Genomic DNA, 20,443 nt, shown 5'->3' with positions numbered 1-20,443 from the left:
TGTAATCATACCACAAATATACCATAAACATACCATAAACATACCATAAACATACCTTAATCATACCAAAAACAATATCAGTAAAAAAATGACAGAAAAAACAAAAAAATAAATTGAGACTAGCAAAGCAATCCAGGAAATGAAAAATAAAAAGGAAAGTGTATAAATTATTTAAAAAAAGTAAATATTAATTCTTTTGTTATTTGTGTTTCTTGCAAAGTTCAAAGGCTTTTATGATTTCTTTCTTCCCATAAATCAAAAGTTCTTCCCGGTCCTTAGATCTGATAAAAAGCCCTGTCACCTCTTCCGGGGTATGTGTGATATTCTTTAGCTCTGGGTTTTCATATAAAAATTGATCACAGGCTTCTATAAGGGATACGTTCATTTCTTTTATGTCGGGTCCTTCATTACTGTTTTTCATATCCTGCATATCTTCATCCCTTATGTTTAATACTGATCTCAATTTGTCAAAGGGAATTTTAACAGCCTTTACCCTTTGATCGTTTATTGTTGTGGTTGCCTTCCAGGACTTATATCTATACTCCCCGGTTTTAGGGTCCTTGGATCGGGCAGGCTCTAGGATTCCCTTATCTTTCCAATCTCCTATAACCCTTTCAAAATTAAAACCCTTCTCGGTTAGATAGTCTTGCAGCTGGTCAGGATCATAATAAATAGCGTTTGCTGTTATCCAGCCTTTAAGCTCTACTGCTCCCTTAATACTATACTTTCCATCCGGGTCTAATTCCTTGCTGTATTCAAAGGCTTTTTTGTTCCTTAAATGCCAGCTGTAAACAGTATCTAAAGCCCGGATATAATAGGGTATTGTAGGGTCTTCGATTACAGTTTTTTGATAATAGGCTTTGCATATCTCTATAGGGTCCTTTTCTGGTATCCCATTTTCCTTAAAAACTTCTTCTAATTCCATTCCTGCAACTGCTAACGCTACAAAGTAATTTTTTGTCCTGTCTGCAAATACGGTCCGGGCTTTCTCAAACCTCATATGTATACTTTTGTAAAATAGCCTTAGCTTATCCTGGTCTTTAAATATCCTCTGTATAATTTCATCCTGGAATAAGCCGTAATTGTTGTCTAGGGTTTCCTTTACCCTTTCTATGTAATCTGCATCTAAGCGGGGGATACCTTCAAAGATTTCAATTACTCGCATTTGTATGCCTGTATTGGTGCTTTGACCTTTGGACAATGGGGTTTCTCCGGTGGTCTGTACTACCGTTTTCCATTTCCCGGCTTTGTCAATTCCTCCGTCTTTATTTCCCCTATTTTTCCCCTGTTCATTCCCTATCATGTAAATTACATCTTGAAACTCTTTGTTATTGCTGGTTTCATCAAAATAGATAGGGGTATCCGTGTTATACTCCAAAGTCTTTTCAATCCCTACTTTAGTACTATCTGCATCTTTGATAAGCTCTAAGGGATTTCCCATTAAGGAAGCTGCAAGCTGCATAGATACCGACTTAAGCCCGCTGCTTTCATAGTAATTGTGTACTATGAAGGACCTCACGCTAATAAACCGAATTATCAAAGCTGCAACTGTTGCGTAACATTTCAGCCTTATTAAATCAAAATCGAGTAAGGGCTTTATGTTTTCTATCCATTCTTTTTTATTTCCCCTTACTTCATAGGCTCCGGCTATTTCCTCAGTTAAGGCTAAAATCTCTTTTTTCCCTGCAGCTGTGTGAGCATAGGACCCGGTAATTAAAACCGTATTTTCTTTTTTCCAGCCGTTTTTATTTGCTGTGTATTCTAGGGGTATCTGATTTGCATTATTAAGCAGCTGCTTAAAATAAAACTTCAATTCTGATATGTCCTTATCGGTAAACTGAAGCCCGGAGTTTATGAGCTCTTTCATGCTGGAAGTAAGCAATATTTCCGGGTCCACCCACTTTTTAAGAATCTGTCCGGTTATGGTCTTGTACATAATCATGTACTTATATGACTCATCATCTACACATTCCCCTATCCTATGAAGGATTACCGGGGTTCTTGTTATGGTTCTGCATCCTTCCCCTTCTGTACCTTCCTTTTTTATCCCTTCTTTGGATACCTGGTAAGGGTAAATATCAAAATCGACTTCAAAATTATTTAGATCTGTATATTCGATGCCATTGAAATACTTGTCAATCATTTCATTTCTATACGCATCGTGGATGTCTTCCCAATCCTCCGGAGCATATGCCTTAAAGACCTCCTCGGCTTCCCAAAATGCAAGCTGACACATTCTTCCAAGGATTTCAGCAGCATCCATAAAGTCCTGAATTGCCCATTGTTTTTTACCCAAGATCTTTTTCATTTTTGGATATGCAATAATAATGTCAGCTAAATCTTCATTCAGGTCCTTCAGATCAGTATCCAGGTCCCGGGGGATTTTATTGAATTTTTGTAAGAGCTCACCCCTATATGATATAACAGCCGCCATTATCCCCGGACCTCCTTAAACTGCATCCTGCGGGGTGGCAGCCACAACATATTTTTTTATTTTAATTCTCCCCATTGTGACCACATCCCGCAGCTTTCTTTATCATTGAAGCTATAGCTTTTTCGTAGGGATCGGAGCTTTTGTACATGATTTCTACAATATCCCTTTTCTGCCTGTAAGTTGCCTTTGCCCATTCAGAAAAAGACCTTCCGGTATCCGAGCTACTTTTAAACATAATTAGACCTCTGATTGATACCTGTAAAGCAGCAATTGAAAAGAAAAACGGCTTAAAGAGAATCTTTATAAGTAAAGATGTAATTAACTTAATTGCGAGTTAAGTTAGCTTGTTAAGCCGCTTTTTTCTAATTGCTGCTTAACAGGCTACTTCATTTTCAATGTTATTTTTGATTATGTTTTCTAAGAAGGTGCTCCTTTTAACAAGTCCTCTCTTATTTTCTACGTTTTCAAATGTTTCATTGTCCAGGTAAACAATACACTGATTTTTCTTTCCATAATATTTTTTTTCTTGATCTGTCGTTATATCACCTCAATTTAATTACTTTGTTTGATTTTTAGATTGGTATCTTGTTATATAATGGGTTGCAAATTCTCGCTTTTTTTACTTTTTTAACTAAAAGTTGCTTTATTTATTGATTTGATTTGTATGTACTAACTAACAAGGGGAAAATATTTTTCAGGGGGAAAATCGATATCTCCGAAATAATGATAGTATTATCAAGCGTTGATATCTCCTTCCTACGTCCACGAATATTTTTTAATTCATTTGATTTAGTACACCTAATAAGTTTTAATGAATTCATTACTATATAAAGTCCGGTTTTTTGATACATTTTATACAAAATGTATAGAAAATTCAAGATTAAATTAGTTAGTTACATACATACAATGGCAAAATCAATACCTGAAACCGTCACCAATCACCCTTTTATAATTGGGTCATTCATTTAATTTAAGTAGTATTTTTCCTTTGTATAATTTGTTTAAAGGATCTTACAGTATAAATAACCTGATATATTAAGTAAAAATGTCTTACAAATCAGGAATAACATTCAGATGTACACACATACATAGTATTATAGGGTTTTTTGAAGCGAAAAAAGGGAAGCGGGAAGAAGAAATTGTTAAATCCCTCAAAGGGAAGGATACTTCAATTCCTGAATGCCGCTTTTTTGCTCCGGGCCCCATCAATTCTTATTACCATCTGGGACCACTCCCAAAGGGAACATGCATTCGACCAGTTCCGGGACGGCTTCTTTAGAGATCCCGTACTGATCTATAAGGACCTTCTCTAGGTCAGCCGGCATGCCCGAAGCTGCAAACAAAGATTCTCCAATTTTCTGAAAAAAAGGACGTAAGTTACCCAATGAAAACAGCAAGGTGCCAAATAAGTATTGGTATTATCATAAACAAACCAACAAAGACAATTAAAAAAAAAGGAAATATCTTCCACAAATACACAAATGGCATCAATAAATAAATAACTAATAATAGAAAGAATATAAAAATATTGTCTTCTAACTTCCAATTTGGAGTAAGTAAAGATAATGAAATTATAAATGAAAATATTATATAATAAATATAAAATTCTAGTATTACACTATATCCATTTAGTTCTAAAGAACTATTCTCATATTTTATTAAGATCATGTATATTGCAATCAGGGAGCTAAAAATTAATGAAAAGGCAATTGCGGAACAGTTGATACCGTACCAAAAGTTTGTTTTTGTGAGAAATATATAATATAGTAGAAGACTAAGTATTGACAAAAACGTTAATTGCATTGCAACTTTTTGAGCTGTGATACTTTGGTTGTAAGTTATTAAAAAACCACATATTATAAGATACGTTTGGACTAATCGTTCTCTTCGCTCAATTTCACTTTTACTTGTCATAATCACAAAACCGTTTATTTATACACATAGTTTTTTATTGTTTTTCTTCTTAATATATTTTTAGAATTGTAACAACTAAAAAGCTCAAATCTCAAGATGGTACCTAAGCGAGGTACTGGCAGATCTCCCTAAAGATCAGGCTTACAACTACAAAATATAGCTACACTTTTTGAAACCTTCAAAGAAATAGTATCCACAAAAATCCATAAAAAAGTAATGCATTTGATAAACTGGAGGTAAAGAAAAGTTGAAGAAATGTGAAGGAATTCAGATATCAAACTTTTGTATTCCAACATGGTTAATATTTGAAATGTTATTTCTAGTACCTGTATGTGTATTGCTCATATGCCAACAGTACCCTGCAGAGTTAAACGCACAACTTAAAGATGAAGAAGCAATTCAAACTGGATTTGAAGCTGGATATAACGGAAACCTAACAAATTATGAAACTTGTAATCGATATTTAACAACAATTACAGAATATGGAAAAACGGGGAACGAGAAATACAATAGAAATGAATTTCTGTTTTGTGAAGGCTATGTAAAGGGTTATACTCAAAAACAGATAGAAATGCTATCTCAAAATAATACTGAAACTTTTTGAGTAACCTAGAAAGGAAAAGACAATTGATACAGTTTTTACCTTTTTTTACCCAGCAGCTTGCCCAGATCTCCGCAAGCCTGCAGTAAAATTCTATCCCAAAAAGGAAAAATGAAATTTTAAGTTTTTCTTCCTTTATCCATGAACCTTTTTACCTCTTCCATGAATGTAAACATTTGTTCCGGGTCTGCCTTCATGCTCTCTATGAAGTCAGATTTAAGTTTATCTCGTTCCTTCAATTCATTAAGCTCTTTCCTCAGCTCGCTTAATTCTGATCTCTCTACTACGTGCCGGGCTGTTTCTGCCTGTAAAATCTGGTTTTCCTGTTTGATCTTCAAGTATTCAGGTGATTCACTTATATCCAGTTCCTTTTGAATCGTCAGGTAAGGAATATACTTTTTGTAAATTTCCTTTAGTTTCTCCGGCTGTGCCCGGAAGTATGCTGATTTAGTATCATCCAAAGTATGACCCATAAGAAATTCAGTAAAAAAACTATCGGCTCCGGCATTCAATAACGTTGAATTAAAAAACTTTCTAACGTTATGAGACCTTACTTTATTCCAATCGTTTTTAGGTGCATTTTTTTGCGCTTTTTCAGAGATTGCCCGGTAAATTCTCATAAAGGCATCCCGCTCTAACTTCCTTTCGTTTTCGTCCCTGCTTTGTAAGTAGGTATCAGGGATTTTCCGACCAATGAATAAATAATCACTATCTGAAAAGATCCGCTGTTTCTCAATCTGTTTTTCTCTTCTCGCACAGTCTAATTTAACTGTTCTTCCTCGATAATTGATATAATCCCATACCGCCCTGGAAGCTTCGGGACTGAGGAAAGTAATAAAATCATAATTAACTTTTTTTCTTCTCATGGATAGTGTTGTTATTTCGGTTTCCGGGTCATATCCTTTCTTAAACTCCCCTACCTTAATGTTTAGGATCTCATTTGAAGCAAGCCCGCCGGAAGCTCCTACAAGCAGCATTGCCTTTTCTAAAGGATCGCATATTTTTATAACGTCCCGCAAATCTTCTTTTGTGGGAATTTCCTTATGCTCTTCCAAAGGAACCGCTTTTCCTGTCCTCGGCAGATTAGGAAGCTCAATATCTGCAGTCCGGTAAAAACTTTTAATCCCGCTCATGTAACCTTTAACCGTCATTGGAGCATAGCCTTTTTCTTGAAGCATCCTTCTAAAGCCTATGAAATCCCTTTTTATTGCCCGCTGTCTTGGCAGTATTCCGCTTAAAATCTCGCTTTCAGCCTCGGTTATCAGAGTCTCAGGGTTTTTCCCGGTCCATTCGCAAAACACTTTAATAGCCAGCAAATACCTGTCCTCAGTGTTTTTGCTCGGATTAATAGTATTTATCCAATCCTCAACTACCTGATATTTTTTGTATTCTTCAATTTTCATACAGTCACCTAATACTATAGATGTGTTGATGATTAATTTAAAACATCAGGTTTTGTGGTGGTGGTAGTCCTTATTAAGAGGGATTAGCTTCTCAAGAGTTTCCGAAACATCCTTTGAGAGATTTGTCTCAAATTCCATTGTAGTTATTACTCCGGTTGACCCGATGCAGAATACCGTAACTGTTCCGTTTCTAATTTTAGAGTTTTTGACTTCCTCGGATACCATTTCGGTAACGTCAACAATTCCACAGTCTTCTTTTGCAGTGACTGAAATTTCCCTTGTTTCCACAGGCATAAAACGATATTATCAGACCGGATAAATATATTCTTGCAAAACGGGATACAAATAAGCAGCAATCAGGGAAGCAATCAGGGAGAGCCAGAAGATGTTCTGAAAATCAACCTTCCGAAAATCAATCTGTACTGCATTGAACTTCCAAATGATTTTGAATCTGCGAAATAATTTCAGGATACAATACCTGGTAAATAGGGTAAAAAGTAATTCAAATTAAGGGGAGATATGCATGAGTTCTAAGGATAATCTTAAAGCTGCGTTTACCGGCGAATCAATGGCAAACAGGACATACCTTGCCTTTGCGAAGAAAGCGGACGAAGAAGGGTATCACCAGATAGCCAAACTCTTCAGAGCCGCTGCTGCTGCGGAGACGGTCCATGCTTTCAACCACCTCCAGCGTATGGGCGGAATCGGGACTACGATGGATAACTTAAAAGAAGCCATCAGCGGCGAAACATACGAATTTGAGAAAATGTACCCCCAATTCATTGAGGAGGCAAAGAAAGAAGGGGACAACAGGGCTCTGTGGAGCTTTGAGGTGGCAAACAAGGTAGAAAGGATCCATGCCAGGCTCTATGAAAAAGCACTGGATGAAATTGGAAAGAATGAAGAGGTTGACTACCACGTCTGCAGTGTTTGCGGATATACTATGGAAGGCGAACCTGAAGGGAACTGCCCGATTTGCGGGGCACCTGCATCCAGATTCGAGAAAATTGACTGAAAACCTTGATTAAGACAGCAGCGTTTCTGACGATCAATGGAACGCATCGAGAGCCAGAGGATAAGAAAAAAGCTCTCAATTTAATTTTTTGCTATCATACTCTTGCTATCTATCATACTCTTGATATTTTATTTCCTTCTCCTTCCCCGTGCAAAAATAATAAAGGTGTGGGGAGTAAAAAAGTTTCCAAACCCCCCACAAAAAATTACTTTTCCCCATAAAACCGGGTTCTTTCAGGCTTGCGGTGAAACAGGAACCTGACCTGAAATTATTTTATTTTTCCGTCGCCTTTGCACGCTCTTCATGGGTCAGGTTCTTTATTCCCTGGTCAGTATTGAAATGATACTGTACCCAGAAGTATTATTCTCCATTATCATATACCACTTGTAGGTGTGGCTTGAGTACCCATTCATGTTCCGGTAAGTAGCAGGATACCCCCCTATCGGAGAAAAGGATAGTGACCTGGTGAATCGATTCCGGAGTGAGGGAAAAGAAGTCCCCGAACATGTCCGGGTCTTTGCAGTTTGTAGCGGGATTGCGCTTCTGTGTGTGGACAAAATCAGGAAATTTAAGAGGGGCGCGGATGAAAAACACAGGGGTGCTGTTTCCGGTCAAACCGTAGTTTCCATCTTCAGTGTAGAACTTTACGGCAAACCCGCACGGGTCACGGGCTGCATCAGCCGAACCTTTTTCCCCCCAACAGTGGAAAAGCGGACAAGGACTTCGGTTCGCTTGCCGACTTCTGAAAGGAACTTGGCCTTTGTGTACTTTGTCAAATCCGCTGTCACTTCGAAGTACCCGCCGGCACCCGCACCCTTGGCATGTACCACATGTTCCGGAATGCATTCCCGGTCGAAATGGCTGAGCTTATCCCCGATTAATATTATAGCATATATAATTTAAATTATAATAATTTTAGTAATTTTTCTTTATTTATAGTAATACTTTCTTATACAAAATTACTAATGTAAATTTCGTTTTATTTAATATAGATATATATACATAAAATTCATTGGAAAATATTGTTTTCCAATACATTTTTACAGTGGGGTAAATATGACAAGATGTAAAGAATTTATGATGATTTGTTTTGTAATCTCTTTACTTTTAATAAGCATGGGAACAGCATCAGCAGCAGACATCACTGTGAACAACAGTACAGGACCTGCAGCAGATTACACCTCCATCCAGGCCGCCGTGGATGCTGCATAGGACGGGGACACTATCATTGTGTACAGCGGTATCTACACTGAAAATATAAATGTGAGCAAGGAACTGACCATAGTCTCACAATCAGGTGACCCGGAGGATACGGTCGTTCAGGCTTTCAACCAAGAAAATGTTGTCTTCAATGTAACTGCAAATAATGTGACCATCCGGGGTTTTAAGGTAAATGGCTATCTTATGGGAATATATCTCAATGGAGTTCAGCATAACATTATTAGTAACAATGAAGTATACGGTAGCGAATGGGGAATCTTTCTGTATGATTCCAGCGACAACACACTGAGCAATAACATTGCAAGAGCTAGCAGTTTTGATACCATCCACCTGTTTTATTCCAACAACAACATGTTGATCAATAACTCTGCATGCGGGAGCATGGTTAATGGGATTGGCCTATCTTCTTCCGACAATAATATACTGAGGGACAACACCGCATCCTGGAACGATTTTGGCATCTGGCTGGCTTCTTCCAGCAACAACACTTTGAGCAATAACTATATAAGGGGGAACGATGAGTGCGGCATCATTCTGAGTCCTTCTGCCAACAACAACAAACTGGACAATAACAAGTTATTGTTTAACGGTGACGGAATCTCTCTGATGCATTCTTCCAGCAACAACATGCTGAGCAATAACAACATAAGCGGTGGATTAGACGTTGGTATTGAGCTGTATAATTGCAGCAATAACACGCTTACCGGCAACACGGCAAGCAAGAATGAAGATTGTGGCATATCCCTCACTAATTCAATGGACAACGTCATCTACAACAACTACTTCAACAATACCAATAACGCTTATGATGACGCGAACAACATCTGGAACGTCACGAAAACAGCAGGGCCAAACATTATAGGAGGGCCCTTCCTTGGTGGGAACTACTGGTCTGATTATGCCGGGATTGATACCGACGGAGATGGCCTGGGAGATACTTTGCGTCCATATGATTCTGCAGGGCAAATAGCTAACGGAGGAGATTATCTGCCCCTGGTAGCGTCAATCGGAGACGATGATGTAGAGTATAATCCGTACGACACCAACCAGGACTGTAAAATAAGTATGGAAGAACTTTTGGTTGCAATCGATGATTACTACAGTGGAGATCTGGAAATAAGAGGGCTCTTAAAAACCATTGAGTACTACCATCTTGGCGAAGCAGGGTATTGTTAAATAAAGGCCTGTTGGGAGATATTATTCTCTCAGCAGGCTATGATGTTAATGGCATTGAGGTACTAACAATCCTGCTGATGGGTGCCATCCCTGCAAAATGCCCTCCTGCGAAAGTGGGAGACTATGAGGCCGATGGCATTTCAGATCTGATGGTAAAGTTCGATAGAAATAACTGATCCCTCTTCTTGAAGCCGGAAATGCCGGATTCACGGTAACAGGGAAACTGACAGACAAACCAGTATTTGAATGGGCTGATTCGGAAATTCTTCCTTCCTGCTGTATGCCGATGAATCCCCCTCCGTCATCCTGGATACCGGGTAGTGTTAAATGAATTCAGGTATGTTGGATCCATTCCAACAGATTCTATTTTTGAAAATAATGATTATAGAAATCTTTATATCTTCTCTCTATTCTTCATTAATCATGACTCTTCATGTTCCCCGCATTCTTCTTCCAAAGGATAATTGGGAAAAGTGGGCCGTAATTGCCTGTGATCAGCACACTCAGGACCGGGAGTACTGGAAAAGGGTTGAAGAATTTGTTGGAAATACTCCTTCTACCTTAAGGCTTATTTATCCGGAAATATACCTTCCTTTAGATGAAAACAGGGTCAATAACATCCATAAGTGCATGGGCGATTACAAAAACGTCCTTGTCGATCACGGCCCCTGTTTTATTCTTGTAAAGCGTTCCGTTTCAGGCAGGGAAAGGTCCGGTCTGGTTGTTGCGGTTGACCTGGAAGATTATGAGTTCGACGGGTCCGATTCTTTTATAAGGCCGACTGAAAAGACGATTAAAGCAAGGCTCCCTGCAAGAGTCAAAATAAGAGAAGCTGCAGAAATCGAGCTATCCCATGTCCTGGTCTTATACGATGACTCGGACTTTTCCGTTCTTCCCGAAATTACAGCCGATCCGGTTTATGATTTTGACCTGATGGAGGATGGAGGCCATATAACCGGGTACAAAATCAGCGATGAAAAAACAATTAAAGAAATTTCCGATAAGATTCGGGCTCTCGGATTCCTTCTTGTCGGGGATGGGAACCACAGCCTTGCTGCAGCAAAGAGTTTCTGGGAACAGATCAAAGGGACCGTCCCGGACGACCATCCTGCACGGTACGCAATGGTCGAACTTGTGAACATCCACGACCCCGGGCTTATCTTTGAACCTATTCACAGGGTCGTAAAAGGAGTTGAGCCTGAGGAACTTCTCAAAAGGTTCGATGCAAGGGTTGCGGAATCTCAAGCCGGCCACTCAATCGGATTTATCACAAAGGACAGGAGTGGGGCCCTTATCTTTGACAGGCCCAGATATGACCTTGAAGTTGAAACCCTGGACGAGATCATCGATGAGTATTCCGTTGAATACGAACATGACCCCGAAATTGTAAAAAAGCTTGGAAAGGAGCCGGGTAACATTGGTTTCTTCCTTCCCGCCTTAAAAAAGAGCGAATTCTTTTCACTTATAGAAAAGAAGGGTGTCCTTCCAAAAAAATCATTTTCGCTTGGAGAGGAAAAGGAGAAAAGGTATTACATTGAGGCAAGAAAAATTATTCAGTAATACCCTGATAAATACTTTCCTTGACCCTAAAACCTTTTTTCAATCCAGACGTAATATCAATGCCCCCCGCCAACTTGCCTGGCGGCGCCTCTCCAAAAAGAGATAAAATGAAGCGATATATAAATATATTTTCCATGTTATGATGGTTAGAACACTAATTTCAAACACTAATTTCAAATTGAATCCCTGTACTTTTCTGAAATCTCCCATTCAGTCATCAGGATGCTCTTTTTGGTTATTCCAGTGATCTTTTTGGTTATTCCAGTGATCTTTTTGGTTATTCCAGTGATCTTTTAAGTTATCAGGGTGCCCTTCCTGGTTATCCCAATGCTCTCTTCAGTCATCAAAATGACTTTTTTGGTTATCCCAATGCACAAATAAGCCATCTGGCCACTCTTTTGCTTATTCATATATTATCCATACTTATGGAAAAGGCCGGTCGCAAGCGACCGGTGAGAGCTACGATACCTGAAAAGCAGATTGAAAAAGGTTTTCAGGAATTACTGAATGATTTATTGCAGCTGCTGTTTCCGGATTAAATCCGTTTCATCTGGATTGAAATTTCAACATATTTTCTAGTAAACTTGGTAATCAATGCGGTTTGCATGTTTCGACCAGTGCATGTTTCGACCAGTTTACATCTTCCTAAAAGTTTATATTTTTTGGAACGTGTTTTTCATCATGAGGTATTATATACTTCAAATATATTTTATATTAAGTTTCATTCCTTATAAGGTGAATTGATGGATTTCCGGAAAAATGGCTCGTCTTCGACCAGCAAAATGGAGGAGTACTCGGGTTACGGGGATGTATGGGGCTGTTCTGTGTTTGAACAAATGCAGATCGGAATGGCGATTGTTGCCACCAGTGGCAACTGGCTCAGAGTGAACTCCAGGCTATGCGAAATGCTGGGCTATACGGAATCCGAACTGCTTGAGCTGGATTTTAAGAAACTTGCACATCCTGATGAACCGGAACCGGATTTTGAGATTCGGGCCGAAAGCTTTTGCGGAAATGACAGAGTCAGGCATGATGAAAGACGTTTCGTCCGAAAGGACGGAGAAACGATATGGGTCAGGGTCTCAACCTCTCTTACCCTTGGCTCCGAAAATAAGCCGCTTTATTTCATTTCCCAGATCGAAGACATAACCGGAAGAAAGAAAGCTGAAATGGGGCTGGAAGCTTCAGAGAAAAAGTTCAGGATGATTTTTGAAAATGCCAGCGACGGCATCACAATAAACGAGCCAGGAGGCTGCTTTCTGGAAGTAAACCGGGTGACCTGTGAAAAACTGGGGTACAGCCGGGCCGAGTTTCTGCAGATGAAAGCAACCGACCTGATAGCCCCCGAAGCTTCAGAAGCTTTTTTTGAAAAAATAAGGGAACTGTACCGGTATGGGCACGTAATGGTGGAGGGTAAGATTATCTGCAAAGAAGGGTCCGTACTGCTTGTTGAACAGAACATGAGGTTTATCGAATACGGAGGCAGGCAGGCTGTACTTTCAATCACCAGGGACATCACTGAGAGAAAAAAAGCAGAGCAAATGCTCAAACATGAAAGGGACTGTGCACAGAATTATCTCGACATCGCAGGGACGGTAATTGTTGCAATTGACCCCGAACAAAAAACTCTGCTTATAAACAGAAAGGGGGCTGAACTGCTGGGGTATCCCAAAAAGGACATTATTGGCAAAAACTGGTTTGATACTTTTGTGCCTGAAAAATACCGGCAGAAAATAAAAGACATATATCCGGAATTTATAAGGGGTAATATTGAATCTTTCGGGCACTTTGAAAATCCGGTGTTAACCCGAAGCGGGGAGGAAAGGCTAATCATGTGGCAGAATACCTTTTTAAGGGACGGGGAGGGCAAAATTATTGGGATCCTTAGCTCCGGGGAAGACATAACCGAGAGAAAAAGGGTGGAAAAGGAAATGCAGGTTAAAAATGCTGCCATGGCTTCAGCCCTCACCCCCATTGCTATAGCTGACCTTGAAGGGGACCTGACCTACATAAATTCGGCTTTCCTCAAACACTGGGGATATGTGGACGAGGCAGAGGTTCTGGGCAGGCCTGCTGTAAAATTCTGGAACACGGAAGAGCAAGCTGCAGCTGTCGTAAAAAAGCTTTTTTTGGAAGGGACCTGGGAAGGCGAGTTAACTGCCAGGAGAAAGGACGGCACCGAGTTTCCCTCTCACCTTTCGGCAAGCATGGTCAGGGATGAAGCAGGCATCCCGATCTGCATGATGGGGTCATTCCTTGATGTTTCCAGAAACAAGGAAGCGGAACGGATGATGAACGAAGCAAGGCTCCGGGCTGAAGACACCTCCCGTGCAAAGAGCGATTTTTTAGCTTCCATGAGCCACGAGTTGAGGACTCCCCTGAATTCGGTTATAGGCTTTGCGGATCTACTACAGGAAGAAAGCTTCGGTCCCCTCAATGAAAAGCAGTTAAAATACATCTCCAACATTTCAATGAGTGGAAAGCACCTGTTAAAAATTATCAACGGAATCCTGGACCTGTCAAAGATTGAAACCGGAAAGATGGAACTTCACATTGAAGAATTTTCCGTACCTGCCGCATTTGAGGAGATAAAAACTACCCTTGCGCCCATAGCCTCAAAGAAAAACATCAGGATAGAGGATAACCTGGATAGGGAAATGGAAAAGATAAGGGCTGACAGGACAAAGTTCAAGCAGATCCTGTACAACCTGCTGGATAACGCCATAAAATTTACGCATGAAAACGGGCTCGTTGCCATTGACGCCCGGGCTGCGGGAGAAAACGTGTTAATCAGGGTTGCTGACTCAGGCCCCGGGATTTCCGGAGAGAACCAGAAAAAACTTTTTCACCCTTTCACCCAGCTTGGCAAATTCGAATCCAGGGAACAGCCCGGCACAGGCCTGGGCCTTGCCATTGTTAAGAAATTTGTGGAAATGCATGGAGGCAGGATCTGGGTTGAAAGTGAACCAGGTAAGGGCAGTGTATTTACGTTCATGATTCCCCTGAAACAGGAACATGTCCCCACAAAACAGGATTAAGTCACTCTGAAACAGGAATAAACTTCAGGCAAGTACCCAGCAACCTCTTTTTCAAAGTAATTCCTTAAACAGGGCCCGGAGTAAAAACAACCTTCAAAAGCAGTTTGCTTCCCGGTAATTTACCCCATTTCAGGGACATGCTCTCCCAGGCGCCAGCTTTTAGACCAATCGTTTGCAATCTCAGGTATGGGGAGTATAAACATGAGCAGGGAAAACATTCCACCCGGCCTTAGAGAAACTCTTGATTTCAAGTTCGTTGATGCACTTTTCGGAAGGAGGTCACGCCGTTTTTTCCAGGGGGCTTCGGTTCCTGACGGCTACTTTAAATACACATCAAAGCATGACCCGCTGCCTCTGAACGAACTTGAGCAGATGACGGTACTGGCAGCAGTGGCTGGCAACACCGGCTGGCATAACCTCATCATGCGTGGGGAACGATATGCACCTGACCTTTCAAACTATGCATGCAGTGCCGGGGGCCGAACTTTTCCCTCGGCTGCAGGCTTTCATACAAGCGAGCTGTTCTTCACCGATGATTCGGGAGTTTACTTTTTCGCAACCAGGGACGCACCTGAGCTTGCCGGACGTTTGGAGGAGGGGACCTTCGACTCGGAAGAACTCCTTGAGACTCACAGGGCAAGGGTCCGCAAAATTGCCGATGGCCGCTTAAAAGTCCCTCATGAGGTCCCTCATATCGAAGCCCACAACACCTGGGCCGTCAACCAGCCCGGGACCACCCTTATTATTCCGGTTGGGGACCTGGCCCAGCACGTCCTGGCGGGGCTCTGCTACTATACCCAGAATGGCGTCTGTTTTTATGACGATGTACATGGAGAGGAAATTAAAGGGCTTGAACAGTTCAAAGGTCTGGTTGACGTGGAAAACCCGTATCCGCTGAGTTTTCTTGAAATGTGGTCTCTCTCCGAGCTGACTGCCGAACTTTCTACCGCTTGCTATGCCGGAATGCTCATGCTGCAGGCAATGGGCCTGGGTGGCTGGATGTTCAACGGCATGGACCCGTTTTCCGTCCTCGGGGCAAGCGGGAATCCCGAAGTCCCTGGCCTGGGCTTCCGCTACGATACTGACGAATGCTGGCCCCTCCCGAACCCAACCGGCCTTCCCGGCATTTTTGAGGGATATACCCCTCCGCATTACCGGGATATGCGCCATGCCGTAGACGCCCTTACCGAAAGGAAGTTTGGTCCCGGAGGCCCTTTCCATCCGGAAACCCCGGGTTACTACAAAGATACAAAAGCAGTCCGGAGCAGTGCAAAGCCTCATGATGAGGAGTTCAGGGAATGTGTGGCGCTCCAGGCCCAGCATATCTACGACCGTTTCGGGAAATTCCCGGGCACAGTGCCAAGCATCTTTGTTATGCCATACCTCCAGGCCCATCACCTGGACCTTGAGTTCTACGATCATTTCTACGAAAAAGGCGCCTACATGGAAACCCATGCCCGGCACATGGAACGCTGGCACCCGGAGATGTGAAAGGTGAAGAGTCCCGGAAAAAACTATGTTCAGGAATGTGTTCAGGGATTTCTTTTGTAAATCAAGCCCTCATAAGGAGAGAATAACATCAGTAATAATGCTCTTACGTCAGAAACAATACTTGCTACTATATAAAAACATACACCCAATTATATTATAAACAACATAAATGGTCGATGGAAATAGTGCTATCAATATCATGGTGCGTTTGATCGATGGAAATAATGCTATCAATATCATGGTGTATTTCCTATCGCAAAGTACTCGTTTGGCTGCCAGTTTAAGAAAACCAGTGGGGGTAGAAAATGACCAGAGTAAAGAGAGAAGGGACGGCCCTTATCATCGTAGATGCACAACATTATGTTCTCCACGAAAAAGGGTTCGGTGCGGAATGGGGGGTCTGTAAGCACGCTAAAGAAACGAATATGATCGGAAATACGAAGAAAGCCATAGAAAAAGCAAGAGCAACAGGGATGCCGGTAATTTATATTGTAATGGGCCTGAGGCTGGAGGTTTTGCCTGATATGGGATTATGGAAAGAAGTTAAGGAGATCAACTTCAAAGAAGTCAGTCCCGGAGGAAGTGGGCCTGTCCGCAGTCTTGCGGAAGAGCTCGCGATTGTGGAAGAACTTACCCCTCACCCGGAGGATTTCATAGTCACCAAATACAATACCATGGATGCCTTTCACAATACTGATCTGGAACTAATTCTGAAGGGTTTGAAGTGTGATACCCTGATCCTTACAGGGGATGCAACAAACCTCTGCTTCGAAACCACGGTGAGAAGCGCGTTTAACAGGGGCTACAGGTGCATAGTGCTCAGCGACTGTACTGCTACAATGAATGAAGAATTCCAAAAGTTCCCGATCAATGTAATCTTTCCGATGCTGGGGGAAGTTACAACGGTGGCGGAACTGGAAATAATTTCCTGAAGCTTCTCTAAATTTAATTTTTTACTTCTTACATTCGGAAATCTGCATTCGGAAACCTACATTCGGAAATCCGGTCTTTAAATTCTATTTTTTTGAGTGGATTCATATGGGATTTTCGATTCATCAACTTGGTAAAATCATTATGGTAAAATCATTATCAAATTTGAGAATCTACAATCCTGAGGATAATTTCGCATACTTTAAGGTTTATAACATTGGTTTTATATTGCCTCAAATGAGAGGTTAAAAGGGCCGCTGGACGAGATCGGGGATTTATTACGAATTCCTGGAAATTCAGTTTCAGTTGCCGTTATCATGAATATTGCAGCCACGGGTACTATAAATACCAGTGGACAACATTCTCGTGCTTGGAATCACTCCTTTAATGTTATATAGAGTAAAGGAGTATTGATGAATGTAAATATTTTCCACTGTACTGAATTAAAACAATTAAAGAGTTGGGGGACTCATGACAAAGATTGGATTTTCTGGGCATTGGAGGGGAATCGTAGCCCTCCCTATCAACATCGTGGTGAAACTTATTTTCAGGCTGCTTACCCTTGCAGCACTCTTTTCGGGTATACCGGCTCCTGAAAAAGAGGGAGCGGAGCTCTCAGGAAGATCGGGGACGGAAGGAGAAAGCCTCCAGAATGAAAATTCAGTAATGGAAGAAGCCAGGACTTCAAAGGACCTTTTCGCAGCCACGGCAAAGATCAGGGCAACAGACCGGGAAGGAAATTTTATTGAAATAATTTATTGATTACCTGCAGGGCGGACACATTACCGTTATTCTCTGGTGGAGGGAGAAACTTTAAAGGGCCTGGCAGCAAACGCCTATTTTAAAAGTTTGAGAATAAGTAGTGGAGATCATGGATTAGAAGGATCATGGATTCGAATACAGATTTGATAAGGGTCCTGCAATTGCAGCTTGAGGCGATTGCAAATAAAAAACCAGGGAATGGTGGACCGCATACCTGAAGAATGCCGTTGAATTCTGGGGGCAATCTTGTTGACATCCGAAAAGAGCTGAAAGCCTGATGCGGAAAATTTACAGTGACAAAAACCCATATTCTCCACCTTATTCCCCCACTATATTCCTCTTTTTGTTAACCTTTTCAAGTTTTTATTTCCCGAAAACTTCATCTATGTTACATGTTAACATACATCACGACATCTGTGTCACAATGTGTTTAGACTGTGTGTTTAGACCGCATGCTTAAGCTAAATGTTTAGGTTGAATGCTTAGCTGAATGCTTAGACGGCATGCTTAAACCGGAAATAATTAGGCTGGAGATAAAAAATGTTAGGAATCGATGATCCCCAGATCTGGATTGCTTATGTCCTCTGTTTTTTGAGTGCTTTCGGATGCATTTTGTACGGTGCCCTTAAGTGGAACGCCGGCGCGGAAGATGAAAGAAAAGAAGAAAGAGATAAAGCTTCAGAATACCGGAAGTGGAATGAAGGTCCGGAAAAAACGGAGGCTGCAGAATAATGGCTGTAAGCACTCCCGTTCTCGGAATTATTGTCCTCATATATCTTATGGTCATTTTTTACCTGGGCTGGGTAGGGTACAAAAAAACAAGGGACATAGATGACTATATGATTGCAGGGAGGAAAATCCATTCATACGTGCTTGCCCTCTCATACGGCGCGACTTTTATCAGCACATCCGCAATAGTCGGGTTCGGAGGAGCCGCTGGCGTCCTCGGGATGGGGCTTTTGTGGCTTACGTTCATGAATGTGTTTGTAGGGATATTTATCGCATTTGTCGTGTTCGGGTCAAGGACAAGGCGCATAGGGTTTAACCTCAAAGCCGTAACCTTTCCGGAACTGATGGGAAAACGTTTCCAGTCAAGGTTCATACAGGGTTTTTCCGGAATTTTGATTGGCCTTTTCATGCCGCTTTATGCAGGAATCGTCCTGATCGGGGCTGCCAGGTTCCTTGAGACCACCCTGGGAATAAATTACGATGTTGCCGTGCTCATCTTTACGGTAATAATTGCCGCTTACGTGATAACGGGCGGGTTGATTGCCGTTATGTATACCGATGCCCTTCAGGGCGCCCTCATGTTTGTCGGCATGGGAATCCTGGCAGTCCTGACGTACTCAAAACTCGGGGGCATTACGGAAGCCCACAGGCTGCTCACGGACATGGCCCCCCTGGTTCCCGAAACCCTGGCAAAAGGAGGGCACCTGGGATGGACTGCAATGCCGGCCTTCGGGTCAACGATCTGGTGGACCCTTGTCTCAACCCTGGTCCTGGGAGTAGGGATAGGTGTGCTTGCCCAGCCCCAGCTTGCTGTCAGGTTCATGACGGTTAAGGACGACAGGGCCCTGAACCGGGCAGTCCTCGTGGGAGGCCCGTTCATTTTCATGATGACCGGGGTTGCCTTTACCGTGGGAGCGCTCTCAAACGCATACTTCTATAAGACACAGGGGCTCATCTCAATTGCCGTTGCAAAAGGGAATATGGATGTCATCATCCCGGAATATATCAACAGTTCCATGCCGGATGTTTTTGTAATCCTCTTCATGCTGACCCTCCTTGCGGCTGCAATGTCTACTCTCAGCTCCCAGTTCCATACCATGGGCACGGCAATAGGGCATGACTTTTACCGCGAGTTCCTTATGAAAGGGAAATCCTCCAGAACGACTATCACCATAACAAGGCTGGGAATTGCAGCAACCATCCTTGCAAGCGTGGTCCTGGCTTACATCCTCCCGATAAGCATCATTGCAAGTGCTACAGCCATCTTCTTCGGCCTGTGTGCAGCCGCTTTCCTTCCCATGTACATGGGTGCCCTTTTCTGGAAGCGCATGACAAAAGAAGGAGCCGTTGCAAGCCTCATAGTCGGGACATTCAGCAGCCTCTTCTGGCTTGCCTTCGTGCACGCAAAAGAAGCCGCACCCCTCGGGATCAGCCAGGCCCTTTTCGGAAAAGCAACTCTTCTCTCCGGCACCTGGACCGTTGTTGATCCGATCCTCGTTGCAACCCCCCTGGCAATGCTTGCAGCAATTATCGTAAGCCTTGCAACAAACCCACCTTCAAAAGAGCATCTGGAGCTCTGCTACGGCAGGTAAAAAACTGATATCTTTGTGGGTATTTTTTATCCACTCTTTTTCTTTCTGACTTTTTTGGTTCTGACTTTTTTGGTTCTGACTTTTTTGGTTCTGACTTTTTTGGTTCTGACTCTTTCTGACTATGCTTTGGGTGGCCTTTGATTAATCTGCTGCATTATATCAGAAACCGCTTTTCGATTCGGGTGATAGAGGGATCTTCACGCCAGCTTGCCAATCCGGATGATAGATGAATCTCCCCGCCAGCTTGCCAATCCGGATGATAGATGAATCTCCCCGCCAGCTTGTCTGGCGGCGCCTCCCCAAAAAGAAATGAAATAGAAATCTAAAAAAGAGTATTTTTCAGGTTCTTCGCTGTTTCGAGTGGGTAATTTATGTTCATACCCAAAATGTGAAGTAGCATATCTGAAATATAGAGTCATTTGTGGTTGAAAATCACATTCATGCTTGATGTTTCTCTTTTTGGCAGGGGATTCTTTGTAACTAAGCAATTATTTTCAACCCACACAAAACAGCGAAGAGCCATTTTTCATGTGTATTTTTCTCTGTTTTGTTTGCACCCTGGCCGTTTTTCTCGGCC

At 42.0% G+C, this 20,443-nt stretch carries 15 protein-coding genes and 1 pseudogene; 11 read left to right on the top strand and 5 right to left on the bottom strand.

The features are described 5' to 3' along the window. Nucleotides 1-199 precede the first annotated feature (199 nt). Nucleotides 200-2,434, bottom strand: a complete 2,235-nt coding sequence (locus FTO70_RS09010) for a DUF927 domain-containing protein (protein ID WP_255335424.1) — start codon at nt 2,432-2,434, stop codon at nt 200-202. 61 nt (nt 2,435-2,495) lie between these two features. Continuing rightward, on the bottom strand, nt 2,496-2,669 hold the full coding sequence (locus FTO70_RS09005; protein WP_255335423.1) for a hypothetical protein: 174 nt from the start codon (nt 2,667-2,669) through the stop codon (nt 2,496-2,498). 1,926 nt (nt 2,670-4,595) lie between these two features. On the opposite strand from FTO70_RS09005, the gene FTO70_RS09000 reads away from it, so the two are divergent. Beyond that, nucleotides 4,596-4,952, top strand: coding sequence for a hypothetical protein (locus tag FTO70_RS09000; RefSeq protein ID WP_255335422.1), 357 nt, complete (start codon nt 4,596-4,598; stop codon nt 4,950-4,952). Nucleotides 4,953-5,068: 116 nt separating this feature from the next. On the opposite strand, the gene FTO70_RS08995 is transcribed toward FTO70_RS09000, so the two are convergent. Both FTO70_RS08995 and FTO70_RS08990 read right to left on the bottom strand, forming a co-directional pair. Continuing rightward, nucleotides 5,069-6,352, bottom strand: coding sequence for a tyrosine-type recombinase/integrase (locus FTO70_RS08995; protein WP_255335421.1), 1,284 nt, complete (start codon nt 6,350-6,352; stop codon nt 5,069-5,071). Between the two features lie 45 nt (nt 6,353-6,397). Further along, entirely contained in the window at nt 6,398-6,646 is a 249-nt protein-coding gene (locus tag FTO70_RS08990; protein ID WP_255335420.1) for a YjbQ family protein, read from the bottom strand. Nucleotides 6,647-6,875: 229 nt separating this feature from the next. On the opposite strand from FTO70_RS08990, the gene FTO70_RS08985 reads away from it, so the two are divergent. Then, on the top strand, nt 6,876-7,367 hold the full coding sequence (locus FTO70_RS08985) for a rubrerythrin family protein (RefSeq protein WP_255335419.1): 492 nt from the start codon (nt 6,876-6,878) through the stop codon (nt 7,365-7,367). A gap of 360 nt (nt 7,368-7,727) precedes the next feature. On the opposite strand, the pseudogene FTO70_RS08980 reads toward FTO70_RS08985, so the two are convergent. After that, nucleotides 7,728-8,197 (bottom strand): annotated as a pseudogene (locus FTO70_RS08980) (catalase). Nucleotides 8,198-8,591: 394 nt separating this feature from the next. Here FTO70_RS08980 and FTO70_RS08975 point away from each other — a divergent pair. The 9 genes from FTO70_RS08975 (at nt 8,592) to FTO70_RS08935 (ending at nt 19,866) form a co-directional block, all read left to right on the top strand. Next, the gene (locus FTO70_RS08975) at nt 8,592-9,764 is read left to right on the top strand and encodes a nitrous oxide reductase family maturation protein NosD (protein ID WP_369694353.1); all 1,173 of its coding nucleotides are present in this window, start codon (nt 8,592-8,594) and stop codon (nt 9,762-9,764) included. Then, nucleotides 9,758-9,940 carry a hypothetical protein gene (locus tag FTO70_RS08970; protein WP_255335417.1) on the top strand — a complete coding sequence of 61 codons (183 nt, stop codon included), beginning with the start codon at nt 9,758-9,760 and terminating at the stop codon, nt 9,938-9,940. The genes FTO70_RS08975 and FTO70_RS08970 overlap by 7 nt, the downstream gene beginning before the upstream one ends. A 247-nt stretch (nt 9,941-10,187) precedes the next feature. Further along, complete coding sequence (locus FTO70_RS08965; RefSeq protein ID WP_255335416.1) at nt 10,188-11,324, top strand: DUF1015 domain-containing protein; 1,137 nt, start codon at nt 10,188-10,190, stop codon at nt 11,322-11,324. Nucleotides 11,325-12,067: 743 nt separating this feature from the next. Beyond that, nucleotides 12,068-14,362, top strand: coding sequence for a PAS domain S-box protein (locus FTO70_RS08960; RefSeq protein WP_255335415.1), 2,295 nt, complete (start codon nt 12,068-12,070; stop codon nt 14,360-14,362). Nucleotides 14,363-14,563: 201 nt separating this feature from the next. Beyond that, on the top strand, nt 14,564-15,853 hold the full coding sequence (locus FTO70_RS08955; protein WP_255335414.1) for a hypothetical protein: 1,290 nt from the start codon (nt 14,564-14,566) through the stop codon (nt 15,851-15,853). A gap of 305 nt (nt 15,854-16,158) precedes the next feature. Further along, complete coding sequence (locus tag FTO70_RS08950; protein ID WP_255335413.1) at nt 16,159-16,785, top strand: cysteine hydrolase; 627 nt, start codon at nt 16,159-16,161, stop codon at nt 16,783-16,785. Nucleotides 16,786-17,254: 469 nt separating this feature from the next. Continuing rightward, on the top strand, nt 17,255-17,545 hold the full coding sequence (locus FTO70_RS08945) for a tropomyosin (protein WP_255335412.1): 291 nt from the start codon (nt 17,255-17,257) through the stop codon (nt 17,543-17,545). A gap of 540 nt (nt 17,546-18,085) precedes the next feature. After that, entirely contained in the window at nt 18,086-18,277 is a 192-nt protein-coding gene (locus tag FTO70_RS08940; RefSeq protein WP_255335411.1) for a symporter small accessory protein, read from the top strand. Continuing rightward, complete coding sequence (locus FTO70_RS08935) at nt 18,277-19,866, top strand: sodium:solute symporter (protein ID WP_255335410.1); 1,590 nt, start codon at nt 18,277-18,279, stop codon at nt 19,864-19,866. The genes FTO70_RS08940 and FTO70_RS08935 overlap by 1 nt, the downstream gene beginning before the upstream one ends. Nucleotides 19,867-20,443: the final 577 nt, after the last annotated feature.

Origin of the sequence: Methanosarcina sp. KYL-1 (assembly GCF_024372725.1) — an archaeon.
GTDB lineage: Archaea > Halobacteriota > Methanosarcinia > Methanosarcinales > Methanosarcinaceae > Methanosarcina.
The sequence above is the reverse complement of the archived record's forward strand: the minus strand, read 5'-3'. Positions and strand labels throughout refer to the sequence as shown.